The 12,902-nt window shown below is 36.4% G+C and carries 12 protein-coding genes and 3 tRNA genes; 11 read left to right on the forward strand and 4 right to left on the reverse strand.

Annotation, left to right across the window (positions count from 1 at the left end; all coding sequences use genetic code 11):
• Positions 1 to 75: 75 nt before the first annotated feature.
• Both EG339_RS09810 and EG339_RS09815 read left to right on the forward strand, forming a co-directional pair.
• A complete protein-coding gene (locus tag EG339_RS09810) occupies positions 76 to 549 on the forward strand; it encodes a hypothetical protein (RefSeq protein WP_123870027.1) in 474 nt (157 codons plus the stop codon).
• A gap of 11 nt (positions 550 to 560) precedes the next feature.
• Positions 561 to 749, forward strand: a complete 189-nt coding sequence (locus EG339_RS09815; RefSeq protein WP_123870028.1) for a DUF6496 domain-containing protein — start codon at positions 561 to 563, stop codon at positions 747 to 749.
• Positions 750 to 822: 73 nt separating this feature from the next.
• On the opposite strand, the gene glgP is transcribed toward EG339_RS09815, so the two are convergent.
• Positions 823 to 2,478: an alpha-glucan family phosphorylase gene (gene glgP, locus EG339_RS09820; RefSeq protein ID WP_123870029.1), complete on the reverse strand. Its 1,656-nt coding sequence runs from the start codon at positions 2,476 to 2,478 to the stop codon at positions 823 to 825.
• Positions 2,479 to 2,680: 202 nt separating this feature from the next.
• Between glgP and EG339_RS09825 the strand changes: the two genes are divergently transcribed.
• The 5 genes from EG339_RS09825 to EG339_RS09845 all read left to right on the forward strand — a co-directional run bounded on the left by EG339_RS09825 (position 2,681) and on the right by EG339_RS09845 (position 9,407).
• Positions 2,681 to 3,478, forward strand: a complete 798-nt coding sequence (locus EG339_RS09825) for a hypothetical protein (RefSeq protein ID WP_123870030.1) — start codon at positions 2,681 to 2,683, stop codon at positions 3,476 to 3,478.
• Between the two features lie 159 nt (positions 3,479 to 3,637).
• Positions 3,638 to 5,737, forward strand: a complete 2,100-nt coding sequence (locus EG339_RS09830) for a T9SS type B sorting domain-containing protein (RefSeq protein ID WP_123870031.1) — start codon at positions 3,638 to 3,640, stop codon at positions 5,735 to 5,737.
• Positions 5,738 to 5,832: 95 nt separating this feature from the next.
• Positions 5,833 to 6,423, forward strand: a complete 591-nt coding sequence (locus EG339_RS09835) for a DUF1572 family protein (RefSeq protein WP_123870032.1) — start codon at positions 5,833 to 5,835, stop codon at positions 6,421 to 6,423.
• 66 nt (positions 6,424 to 6,489) lie between these two features.
• A complete protein-coding gene (gene mtaB / locus EG339_RS09840; protein WP_123870033.1) occupies positions 6,490 to 7,836 on the forward strand; it encodes a tRNA (N(6)-L-threonylcarbamoyladenosine(37)-C(2))-methylthiotransferase MtaB in 1,347 nt (448 codons plus the stop codon).
• Between the two features lie 53 nt (positions 7,837 to 7,889).
• A complete protein-coding gene (locus EG339_RS09845) occupies positions 7,890 to 9,407 on the forward strand; it encodes an FMN-binding glutamate synthase family protein (RefSeq protein WP_123870034.1) in 1,518 nt (505 codons plus the stop codon).
• 212 nt (positions 9,408 to 9,619) lie between these two features.
• Here EG339_RS09845 and EG339_RS09850 read toward each other — a convergent pair whose 3' ends face one another.
• Positions 9,620 to 10,363, reverse strand: coding sequence for a hypothetical protein (locus EG339_RS09850; protein ID WP_123870035.1), 744 nt, complete (start codon positions 10,361 to 10,363; stop codon positions 9,620 to 9,622).
• Positions 10,364 to 10,418: 55 nt separating this feature from the next.
• On the opposite strand from EG339_RS09850, the gene EG339_RS09855 reads away from it, so the two are divergent.
• Positions 10,419 to 10,856 (forward strand): RNA-binding S4 domain-containing protein, encoded by a 438-nt coding sequence (locus EG339_RS09855; RefSeq protein WP_123870036.1) that lies wholly within the window; start codon positions 10,419 to 10,421, stop codon positions 10,854 to 10,856.
• 10 nt (positions 10,857 to 10,866) lie between these two features.
• Here the strand turns inward: EG339_RS09855 and EG339_RS09860 are convergent, their stop codons facing one another.
• Complete coding sequence (locus tag EG339_RS09860; RefSeq protein ID WP_123870037.1) at positions 10,867 to 11,382, reverse strand: shikimate kinase; 516 nt, start codon at positions 11,380 to 11,382, stop codon at positions 10,867 to 10,869.
• 115 nt (positions 11,383 to 11,497) lie between these two features.
• Between EG339_RS09860 and EG339_RS09865 the strand changes: the two genes are divergently transcribed.
• From EG339_RS09865 to EG339_RS09875, 3 genes are all read left to right on the forward strand, one after another.
• A tRNA-Lys gene (locus EG339_RS09865) sits at positions 11,498 to 11,570 on the forward strand.
• Positions 11,571 to 11,602: 32 nt separating this feature from the next.
• Positions 11,603 to 11,685 (forward strand) — tRNA-Leu (locus tag EG339_RS09870).
• A 46-nt stretch (positions 11,686 to 11,731) separates the two neighbouring features.
• A tRNA-Lys gene (locus EG339_RS09875) sits at positions 11,732 to 11,804 on the forward strand.
• 143 nt (positions 11,805 to 11,947) lie between these two features.
• On the opposite strand, the gene EG339_RS09880 is transcribed toward EG339_RS09875, so the two are convergent.
• A complete protein-coding gene (locus EG339_RS09880) occupies positions 11,948 to 12,886 on the reverse strand; it encodes an ISAon1 family transposase (protein ID WP_123869104.1) in 939 nt (312 codons plus the stop codon).
• Positions 12,887 to 12,902: the final 16 nt, after the last annotated feature.

Genomic DNA, 12,902 nt, shown 5'->3' on the forward strand with positions numbered 1-12,902 from the left:
TGATTTTTTATAAAAAAGACAATTTGGCAAAAAAATTGAATATATATAACTACCAATCAAATCAAAAGAATAATTATGGAAACGAATGCATACAACCAGAAACTGAACCGCTATGTATTAAACGACCGAATTGTTTATACAGGTTTTTCCAGTTTTGATGACGCCCAGCAATGCGCCAGCAAAAAAGGCGGAATATTAGTGGAAGTAGGATTTAAAGACGGAAACGATAATCCTGAAATTACAGATGAAGCCGGCTTGATAGAGAAAAAACTTCATTACTATGTGTATGCAGGCGATGAGTATAAATTTATCCATTCATCTGATCCCGGATTCAGAAAATACGCAGATGAACTTCAGAAGATTAAAGCAAAACAGTTACAATCTCCGCCAGATGAAAGATATTTAGCTAATTTTGAAATTGAAAATGCAGAAGACCCGATTATTGTGATTAAAAATGATCATTTTCAGTCGGTAACATCAAGAGAACGTTCAAAGTATTTGAAACATGCCAGAGTTTATGAACTAGGGGTATCCCTGCCAAAATCTTAAAAATTTTTATCATGAGCAAGACCAAATATTCAGATAAAGCTCAGGACAAAGTAGGAAAAGTAATGCACGAATTTAAGGAAGGAAAACTGAAATCTTCTTCCGGAAAAAAAGTGACAAGCAGAAAACAGGCAGTAGCCATCGGGATTTCTGAAGCAAGAGAAAAGGGCCTGAAAGTGCCTTCCCAAAAGAAAAGTAAATAATTTTAAATAAAAAATGCCCGGAAATTTTCCGGGCATTTTTTATGATAACGAAAATAACGGGTTAATTATTTTCTTACTTATAAAGCACTTTGTAATATTCATCCACCATTCTGTCACTATTGAAATGATCTTTTACATCGTTCATCGCATTGTGCTGGATTTTTCTCCATTGGTCCGGGTGATCGTAATACAAAGGAAGAATTTCGTTTTCAAGGATTTCATATAACTTATTCAAATCATAATTGTCCTGTTCGTAGATGCTCATATTGAGGTAATCTGCTTTTGGAACTACGAAAGAATTTTCTCCGTGTTTGGCAAATTCAGGAATCCATCCATCATCTGTAGATAAGTTAACAGAACCATTCATAGCAGCTGTCATTCCTGAAGTTCCGGATGCCTCTCTTGGAACCCTTGGATTGTTTAGCCAAAGATCAGAGCCCTGTTTTAACGATTTACTTAAAGAAAGCTCATAGCCGGTAAGAACCGCCATATTTTTATGGTTCCTGCTTTCTTCCACCAGAGTATTGAAAGTAGAAATTGCTGAATAGTCCATTGGATAAGGTTTCCCCGCCCAGATGATCTGTACCGGATATTTAGGATTGTTGAGAAGCCTGTAGAATCGGTCTTTATCATGTAAAAGCAGTTCTGCGCGTTTGTAACCCGCAAATCTTCTGGCCCATACGATAGTGAAAACATTAGGGTTGAATAAATTTCCGGTTTGGTCTGCCACAATACTGAATAGTTTTTTCTTTAAATGCTTTTTACGGTAATCGAAAACGGTATCATCATTTTCATCTTTCGCATTATAAAGCGTCTTGTCTGCCCAATATTTGAATTCCTGTGCATTGGTAATAGAAGTAATTTCACATATTCCGGGATATTTATTCCACATTGCACGGGAAACCACTCCATGAAGCTGAGAAACTCCATTGGCAATTCTTGCCATTTTAAGGGCGCAAAGAGAATGGTTGAAACGGTCATCATCCGTTCCTTCAATAGTTTTTACTTCTTCCATGCTATAGCCGGAGAAATAAGACATGTCGTAACATAATCTGAAGCTGTGCTTTTCATTTCCTGCTTCTTCCGGAGTATGAGTAGTGAAAACCAGTTTTTCTTTAACCTTATTAAGGTCGCCGTTGTATTTTCTTAATAAATAAAATGCTGCCGGAAGTCCGTGAGCTTCATTTAAATGGTAAACATCCCTTTCGGTATTTATTTCATCCAGTAACTTGGCCCCTCCTTTTCCCAGTAAGATGTATTGGGCAAGTTTAGTAGATTCATTAGCATCATAAAGTTTGTGGCAGATGGTTTTTGAAACATGATCGTTTTCAGGAACGTCTGTAGACAGAAAAAACATCGGGGCTGTGTTGAAAATTTCGGGATCAAGATACCATACCTTTACCCAAACAGGAGCACTGTGAATTTCAATTTGAAATTTTATTCCTGTATCCTCAAGAAAGCTGTACATCTTTCGGGTCCATACCGGTTGTAAAGTCTGGTCATGGTTTCTGGCCTGGTCATAATATCCGAATTTCCAAAGAATGCCAATTCCGATGAGATCCTGCTTCAGATTATAAGCACTTCTCATATGAGATCCTGCTAAGAATCCAAGGCCTCCTGAGTATATTTTCAGGACCTGCTCAAGGGCAAATTCCATTGAGAAATAGGCGGTTCTTTTTGAATATTGGGGATTGATGTTGTAGGGTATTTTAAAATTCCTAAAATCCATAGAATGCGGGTTTGTGTTTGAAAAGGCAAAGGTATTAATAATGAAAATAAACTCTATGTTAATTAATGAATAAATTAATTTTAAAAGTAAGTATTGAATAGTTTTTTTTCTTATCTTTAAGAATGTAAATTTGTGATTATCAAAAACTTTAACGGTGAAAGCCAGTAATTGCATGTGTTTAATTAAATAAAAAAAATCACACATGAAAAAAACGTTTTCTGATGAAGATCTGATCAAGAATCTGAGTTTATATTACCTGAACAGGCATTTGAAAAAAAAGCCTATAGAAAAGTATCACCGTACCATAGACGAGTCTCCGCTTCATGATCGTGAAAAATACCGAAAAAAATCTGAGATTCTTCTGCTCAATTCTTTTATGCATCATTTTCCTGATGTGAAATTTGAAAATCTTACCTGCGAAAGTCCGGACTTCATCGCAAAACTGAACGACAAAAAGATCGGAATAGAACTTACCGAAGTGATCAACCATCTGGAAATGAAGAAGGTGGAAAGTACTTTGAACAAAATGTTCCGTCAGGCAGAAATATTATTAGAGCAGGAAGACACTACGAAGTATCGTGGTGTTTATTTTTTAGAGTTTCACCCGAATATAAGGTTTGATAATTTAGAAGAACAGGAAGAGAATATTATTAACATCTACAAAAGTATTAAAAAGAATAAAGGAATAGGATGTGTGAAAAGGGTAAGGAAATCTTTTCACCGTAGAAATGTTTTCATTACTCACGAGTATAGTATGAATCTTTTTGATGAATTATGCTCAGAGAAAATCCTGGATCTTATTGAGAAAAAGAACGAAAAATTTCCTTACTATGATACTTCGGTAGATGAATGCTGGCTGGTGATTGTTTCTGATATGAATTCCATTGCATCAAGATATACTTTCATACAGGATAAAGACCATCTGAAAGAAGTAAAAAGTCCTTTTCATAAAATTTTTCATCTGGAAAATCTCTGTGGTAATATTACAAGTATAAAATAATAATTAATAGTGTTAATTTATTATTTAAATATGGTATTTGTTTTAAATTTAGTAAAAAATACCACTTTCCGTTGTTTTTGATTAAATATTAGGTATATTTGATATGTGTTGGGTATCGATCTGACACAAAACGACTTAACCATAAAAACAAATATATCTATGAGAAAAATTTTACTATTTACCTTTTTATACATTTCCCATTTCTTATACTCTCAGCAAGATTGTGCAACAGCGTTGGCTGTTTGTGGAAATTCTAATCTTACTTACAGCCCTTCGGGGTATGGTAATATCAAAGAAATGGTAAATTCCGGAACCTGTATAGATACATCCGGAGAACATAATTCCATCTGGTATAAAATTACGATTGCCACAGCAGGTACTCTTACATTTAATCTGGTTCCCAACAATCCGGATGCGGATTACGACTGGGCTATTTTCGGGCCTAACGTAAATTGCGGAAGTCTGGGATCTGCAATACGCTGTAATGCAGCAACAGTTATTGGAGTGGGTGCGGCTACCGGATTAAACATGACAAGCACCATTACAAATGCAGCCGGTGGGTCAACTACTCCTTATTGCCGGTATTTGGATGTTTTGCCAGGAGAAACGTACTATTTATTCATTGATAACTGGGTAAGCAGTACCAGTAGCACCACAGCTCCTTTTTCTTTAACATGGGGAGGAACTGCTACTTTGGCGTCTCCATTTACAGATCCTGCTATTCAGCCTTATCCTTTTATGCCACCAGGAATCCCGGCTGCTAATCCTGCAGACCCGCGAGAAGTTATTATCTGTGGGAACCCTGTTATATTTGATTTTACTACATTATCAGCAGGTATTGTTAATGGAAATCCCGGTTTTAGTGTAAGTTATCATACCAGTGCCAATGATGCATTAACAGTGAATAATCCTATTACAACCCCCTTACTGGTAAATACTACAACGGTCTACTATTATAGTATAAGTTATACAGATCCCGCCAATCCATCCAGTCCGCTTAATAAATGTAAACAGACTGGAACATTTAAATTTAAGGATGGCTCTATTACTCTAAAAAACGCGACATTAATAGAGTGTAACAACAATAATGCAGGAACTGCTCTTTTTGATCTGACAACAGCTGACGTTACAGCAGCAGCCGGCGTTTCAAAAAAATATTATAACAGTATGTTTGATCTTAATGCCGGAATTAATGAGATCACCAATCCGAATGCATTTATTTCAGCTGAAGGAGACGTGTATGTAAAAGTAACTTCCGAGTATGGGTGCAGTGCTGTTACCAAAATCACATTAAAATTCCATCCTGTGGTGGCTGTGCAAGAGGCTAAGCTTACAGAATGTTTCATAGAATCAAATCCAAGTACCGGATCCTTTAATCTTGCAAACGCTCCGGTAGCTACTCCGGACAATACTAAGAAATATTATCCATCCGAATCAGATGCTATTCATCAGACTAATGAAATACTGAATCCAATGAACTATATTGCTCCTAATGGAGTAGTATATATCAGAGTTACCAATAACAGAGGCTGCTACGCAGTGGCTAAGGTTAATTTAGTAGTAACTCCGCCAAAATATTCTGGGATACTTAAGGATAAAACAATATGTATGGAAAGTAAAACCACTTTGGATGCGGGACCAGGATTCAAAAGCTACCAGTGGAGTACCGGCGAGACCACTCAAACTGTTACAGCAGGTGTTGGAGTATATTGGGTGAAACTTAAGACCGGAGATTGCTATACTACGCAAACGGTAAAAGTAATGCCATCTGAACTGCCTGTTATTTCTGATATTGAGGTAGGAAATAATAAAATAACAGTTTCTGTAATAGGAGGTACGCCGCCTTATACATACTCGTTGGATAATATTACCTGGCAGGATTCTAATGTTTTTACTAATCTTCCAAGAGGAGAATATAAGATCTATGTAAAAGATAATTATAACTGTACTCCTATAAAAGTTGAAATTGTTGTCCCTAACCTGATTAATGTTATTACCCCAAATGCTGATGGAGTAAATGATGTGATTGATTATTCTGCATTGTCCGGTAAACAGAATTTAGTGATTAATATTTTTGACAGATATGGAACCAAGATTCATCAGGCTGATAAACTTAACGGTTATAAGTGGGATGGAACGCTGAACGGAAGAAGAGTTCCTACAGGGACCTATTGGTATTCTGTACTGTGGAATGAAAATAATACAAGAAATACACCGGTTAAATTTACCGGTTGGGTATTAGTTAAAAATCGTGAATAGTTATATCCTGTAAATAAAATACATAGATAAAACCACTTCGGAGGAAGTGGTTTTTCTGTTTGAATTTTTTATATTTAACTATCAAAATAGTAAAAATGAAAGACCTGTTTGTAAAACGCTTTGAATATTATAAATCCCTTGGAGATAAATCATTAGAACAATTATCTGATGAGCAGATTTTCTGGCAGTATAATGAAGAAAGCAATTCCATTGCGGTAATCATACACCATATTGCTGGAAATATGCTGTCAAGATGGACTAATTTCCTTACTGACGATGGTGAGAAATTCTGGCGGAACCGGGATGAAGAATTTGTGAATACTTTTAAAACCAAAGATGAGGTTCTCGAATTCTGGGAGAAAGGGTGGAAATGTTTTTTTAATGCTTTAGATCAGATTAATGAAGGGAATCTTTATTCTACAATTTATATCAGAGGAGAAGCTCATTCTGTTATTGATGCCGTTTTCAGGCAGCTTGCCCATTATCCATATCATATAGGTCAGATTGTTTATATCGCTAAAATGATGAAAAATGAAGATTGGAAGACGCTTTCTATTGCCAGAAATAAATCGCAGGAGTTTAATAGTGAAATGAAAAGCAAATTTTCTGCAGAAGAATTATCCGGAAATTCATCACCTGTCTGTTTTCAAAACAGCCCGGAAGTAAGGGATGAATATAAACAATAGACTGAATCAATCTTGAATTATTATTAAAATTACTATCTTTGCATCCATAAAATTCAGAAGTAACACATGTCTGCTTTTCAAAGAACTGCCGCGTATCATACACTTGGCTGCAAATTAAATTTTGCAGAAACATCTACTATTGCCCGTCAATTAACAGATGCAGGTTATGAAAAGGTGGGTTTTGATGAAAAGGCTAATGTGTACGTAATCAACACTTGTTCAGTAACTGAAAATGCAGACCGTGAGTGTAAGCTTCACGTAAAAAGAGCAATGAAAGCCAATCCTGACGGACTGGTAGTTATTGTTGGATGCTATGCCCAGCTGAAGCCTGAAGAAATTTCACAAATTGAAGGAGTAGACCTTGTTTTAGGAGCTAAAGAGAAATTTAATATTCTGAGCTATCTGGATGATTTGGAAAAATCAGAAAACGAGGGAATTGTTCATTCATGTGAGATTGAAGAAACCGATTTCTTTATCGGAAGTTATTCTATTGGTGACAGAACAAGAGCATTCCTGAAAGTTCAGGATGGATGTGATTACAAATGTACGTACTGTACGATTCCATTGGCAAGAGGAATCTCTCGTTCAGATACTATCGAAAATGTTCTTAAGAATGCTTCAGAAATTGCTGCAAAAGACATTAAAGAAATCGTTCTTACCGGAGTAAATATCGGTGATTACGGTAAAGGTGAATTTGGAAATAAAAGACATGAACATACTTTCCTTGATCTTATTTCGGAACTTGATAAAGTGGAAGGGATTGAAAGAATCCGTATTTCTTCCATTGAACCTAACCTTTTAAAGGATGAGAGTATAGAACTGGTTTCTAAAAGCAGAAGCTTTGTTCCGCATTTCCACATTCCGTTACAATCTGGAAGCGATGATTTGTTGAAAAAAATGAAACGTCGTTATCTTACTAAATTGTACAATGACAGGGTGAATAAAATCCGTGAGGTAATGCCTGACGCTGCTATTGGTGTGGATGTTATTGTCGGATTCCCTGGAGAAACAGAAGAAAAGTTCCTGGAAACCTATAATTTCCTTAATGAACTTCCTATTACTTATCTTCATGTATTTACTTATTCTGAAAGAGAAAATACAGAAGCTGCTGAAATGGAAGGCGTAGTTCCTATAGCAGAAAGAAAAAAACGTAATAAAATGCTGAGAATTCTTTCTGAAAAGAAAAAAATGGCATTTTATCAGACTCAACTCGGAAAAACGCTTCCTGTACTTTGGGAGCATGAAAATAAAGACGGGAAAATGTTTGGCTTCACAGAAAACTATGTGAGAGTACAGAAAGACTATGATCCTGCCTCCGTAAATCAAATCGAATTTCTAAATTTAGAAAAAATCCTGTCAGATGGCACGGTTTCTGTGCAATCTTCCTACCAAAGTTTTTTAGCAAAAGCATAGGCTCTTTGCAAAATTTCTACTAAATTTATTTTTAAACTTTAAATACTACATTCATGAGAGATAAGTTTTTATCTTGGGGAATTGTATTAGTAGCTGCTACCTGGATTGTAGCACTGCTGATAAAAGCGCATTACTGGATACCAACGTTGTTATCCGCTATTTATGCATTGGGTGTTTACAATGCTTATCAGTCGAAACATGCTATTCTGAGGAACTTCCCGGTACTGGGTTACTTCAGATACTTTTTCGAAAGTATTTCACCCGAAATGCAGCAATATTTCATCGAAAGGGAGACCGATGGGAAACCGTTTCCGAGAAATCAGCGTTCAGCAGTATACAGAAGAGCTAAAAATTTAAGTGATACTGTAGCTTTTGGAACACAGTTGGAAGTAAATCACAGAAAATATGAAGGTATCAAGCATTCAATCTATGCAAAATCCCCGTCAGAAGAACTTCCGAGAGTTTGGGTAGGAGGAGAACAGTGTACACAGCCTTATCACGCTTCCTTGTTTAATATTTCAGCAATGAGTTTTGGAGCATTAAGTGACAGAGCCCAGATCTCCCTGAACAGAGGTGCTAAAAAAGGGAATTTCTTCCATAATACAGGAGAAGGCGGTATTTCACCTTATCACCTTGAAGGAGGAGATTTATGCTGGCAGATCGGTACAGGATACTTTGGGTGCCGTGATGAAGAAGGAAAATTTAATCCTGAACTTTTTACAAAATATTCAACGCTTCCTAATGTGAAAATGATTGAGATCAAATTATCACAGGGAGCAAAACCAGGACATGGGGGAGTACTTCCGGGAGTTAAAAATACGCCTGAAATTGCAGCCATCCGTCACGTTACTCCTGGAATGACCGTTATTTCACCACCGTCACATACTGCATTCTCTGATGCAGCCGGATTGTTGAGGTTTGTACAGGAATTAAGAGAACTTTCAGGGGGGAAACCAGTCGGATTTAAACTTTGTATCGGAGATACTAAAGAATTTGAGGACATCTGCGTGCAAATGAATGTGTTGAAAACCTATCCTGACTTTATAACGATTGATGGAGCAGAAGGAGGTACTGGGGCTGCACCACCGGAATTTTCAGATGGAGTAGGGATGCCTTTAGAGCCAGCTTTAATCTTTGTGAACAGGACCCTTAATAATTATAACGTGAGAAATAAACTGAGAGTTATTGCCAGCGGTAAAGTTCTTACAAGTTTGGATATCTTAAGAGCTATAGCAATGGGTGCTGATATGTGTAACAATGCAAGAGGATTTATGTTCTCGCTGGGATGTATCCAGGCTCTAAGATGTAATTCAAACAACTGTCCTACGGGAGTTGCAACGCAGGATAAAATGTTAATCAAAGGATTGGATGTTACTGATAAAAGTGAAAGAGTATATCATTTCCATAAAAATACCCTTCATACCTGCAATGAACTGATTGCAGCAGCAGGAAGAAGTTCTTATGAAGAAGTAGATGCTACTATGTTCATGAGAGGAGATGAATTTGACCACCTTGCAGATCTTTACTTCCCTGATATTTTAGGAAATGTAAAACAGAAAGCCAGATCGTAATAATTGAGATGAATAAGCCATTTTAAGGCAACTTTAATGAATAAAAAATCAGATTAGAATTGCCTCTAATCTGATTTTTTTATCTAAGATTGGATAGTTTTGAGAACTATATTATTTTTCATCATCAAGCCTTGTTCTGCTTCTAAAGTATAGTAAGTTTACGAGATTGCAAATAACAAAACGTCTGTTATGTTATAGATGGTTTGTTTTTATTATTCCTCATTCTTAAGCCTGTCTCTGCTTCCGTATATCTGGAAATTGAAAACAAATGACTTGTTTCTGTAAGAATAGCTTCCATAAGGATAGTGAGCATTTCTTGCAAAAGCAGCTCTTGATGGAACGATAATCACCCCCTGAAGATTATAGGGTGCCTCATTTGGAAGATTAAAAGCTCCGAACTTTTTTAATGCTTCTTTTAAACCAGCTATTTCATAATAACTTCTTGATTTTGCTGCATCGGTAGCTCCTGCGTCCAACGTAGCTTGTTTTACATAATAAAACATCGGATCAGCTAACGGAATAGTACCGTCATCTATGGTATTGAAAAATTGGGTTTTAGCAGAAAATACAATATTCCCATTATTGTCAATGGCCCGGTAAGAATAGGCTCTTCCCATTATTCTGATAACGCTATTATCTTTAATTTCCTGTGCTTCCCCTGGAGCAGGTTGTGCACCGTCTCTCATAATATAGATTGTTCCGGAAGGAAGGGTTTTATAATCTAACTGTGATAATTTTTTTTCTTTATCATCAGAAGTATCCGTATCGCTGAAAGCTTTTATATTTCCCTGAGCATCCAGATAATTCTCATCCATGAATTTCTTAATAGCCTGGTCGTCATAGCTATTTTGAACATTGATGTCTCCCGGCTCCTGATACGAAGGCACTTCATCATCTTTTTTACATGCGGAAAAACACAAAGATCCGGCAAGGATATATAAAAATATTTTTTTCATTTCAAAAAACTTTAATTACTTTACAAATAATATAACGGCAAAAGTATAAAAAAATATGAGAATAGATAAATTTTTATGGAGCATTCGTTTTTATAAGACGAGAAGTATTGCAGCTGAGGAGATTAAAAAGAATAGAGTTTCTATAGGAACGTCCGCCATAAAGTCATCTAAAGAGGTAAAAGAAGGAGATATTATTAAAATCAGGAAGAATCAGATTGATTATAAAATAAAAGTCTTGCAGATTCCTAAAAGCAGAATTGGAGCTAAATTAGTCCCGCTCCATATACAGGATGTAACAGATAAGGAGCAATATGAACTTCTGAAACTTCGGAAAATGACTCAGGATTATTATAGAAATAAAGGTGAAGGGAGGCCTACGAAGAAAGACAGAAGAGATATGGATGATTATGTAGGTAATGACATTGATGCTGATTTTACGGATTGGGATGATTTCTTCGGAGAAACAGGTGATGAAACCGAAGATGAAGACTAATAGAAAAGCTCTAGAGATAGAGCTTTTCTATTATTTCTTTAACAATATCTTCAGGTTCTCTGCCATCAGTCCCTACAGAGAATTGAGCCTTACTGTAAAACTGATTTCTTTCGAATAAATGTTTGGCAATAAATTCTGGAAGGTCTTCATCAGAAATATTGGCAATTAACGGCCTTTTTTCCTTTTGTTTAGAAAGTCTCTCAACCAATGTCCCTACGGATGTTCTTAAAAAAATACTCCTGGAGTTATGGTTGATGATTTCCATATTGTTATAATAAACAGGAGTTCCACCTCCCAGGCTTAATATTACATTTTCTTCCGAAGCCAATATTTCTTCAAGAGCCTCTCTTTCCAGCTTTCTAAAGTAAATTTCACCCTTTTTCTCAAAAATCTCAGGAATGGTTAATTTATTTCTTCTTGAAATCTCTTTGTCAAGATCAATGAGTTTGAAATCTATTTTATCGCTTAATATTTTGGAAATGTGAGATTTGCCACTTCCCATGTAACCAATTAGTGAAATTATCATGAATTTTTTTTAAACAAATTTGCGAAAAAGTTTTGAGATAAAGAAAAAAGTCATATCTTTGCACCACTTAAAACAAAGGACATTACTTAAATGAAAATTTGTTGATAAAGTGGCCGACTCGGTAGCTCAGCTGGTAGAGCAATACACTTTTAATGTATGGGTCCTGGGTTCGAATCCCAGCCGGGTCACTAGCGATAATATTACATTTTGTGATTTTATTGCCTGCGTGGTGAAATTGGTAGACACGCCATCTTGAGGGGGTGGTTTCCTAAGGATGTGCTGGTTCGAGTCCAGTCGCAGGCACTGCAAAGAAAAATTTATAATTAAGGATATACTCTTAATTGTGGCCGACTCGGTAGCTCAGCTGGTAGAGCAATACACTTTTAATGTATGGGTCCTGGGTTCGAATCCCAGCCGGGTCACAAGTTTACTGAAAAGTAAATTTTTTTCATATTAATATTTTGTGATTTGGTGTTTCAAAGGCTTCCTTCCGGAGGCCTTTGATTTTTGTATGAAACCAGATTATTTTATTCCATAAAAATGGATCAAGCGCAAAAGTTGGGGGCTAGGCAAAAAGTTTAGCTAATCTGAAGATAAAAAAGGTTCTGTCTTTTACTCCTCTGAGCTGCATTCTGAAGTTTTTTATTTTCGCATTGAAAGATTCAGCAGCAGCATTGGTGCTTCTTTGATCAAAGTAGTTGAGAATATTTCTATAATGATTCATTATTGTTTTTCTTAAGGTAGAAAAAGATTTAAACTCTGCTTCTTCCACATTTCTAAACCAATGGGCCAGTTTAGTCATGGCTACAGATTTCGAAATATTCTGGTTATAAATTTTTCTAAGTCCATCAGTCAATTCATATGCCTGTTCCAGATCAGGATACTGGGTAAAAAGGATCGAAGCTCTTTGTTTCTGGGACAGAGTCCATTTCTCACGGCTTTTATATAGTAAATACCTGCTTCTTACCAAGAGCTGTTTCCGGGTATCTCCATTTGCAAAAACTTCTGTTTCAGCTGAGTGACTGTTAAAAGGATTGTTTTCCATTTCAATGGCTTCCCAGCGATGCCTGATCCTGATCTCCTGAAGGGCCTCTATGGACAGCTTCTGAACATGAAAACGATCAATAACCTGTACTGCATCAGGAAAGCAGCGTTGGGCAATACGCTTCATGGAACCCGCCATATCCAATGTAATTTCGTTTACCTTCATCCGAAGTTTTCTGCTGATCTTCAAAAGATGTGTGATGACAAAATCACTCTGGGTACCTTTTATCATAGCAACAATACTTCCTTTTCTCCCTTTTGCTTTTTTGGAGGTAAGAACGGTATAAAGTTCTCCATCAGATAATGCTACTTCGTCTAAAGATAAGGAGGCTGAGACATTTTCAGGGTAAATGATCCAGTCCTCTGCGTGCGGTTTTTGTTCCCAGCTATGATATTCGCTGAGATTATTCTTGTATTGCCTCTGGAAGGTCTTGCCTTTGATCCCGAAAAATTCTGCTATAACTTTTAGGGGAAGA

It is taken from the genome of Chryseobacterium bernardetii (assembly GCF_003815975.1).
Lineage (GTDB): Bacteria > Bacteroidota > Bacteroidia > Flavobacteriales > Weeksellaceae > Chryseobacterium > Chryseobacterium bernardetii.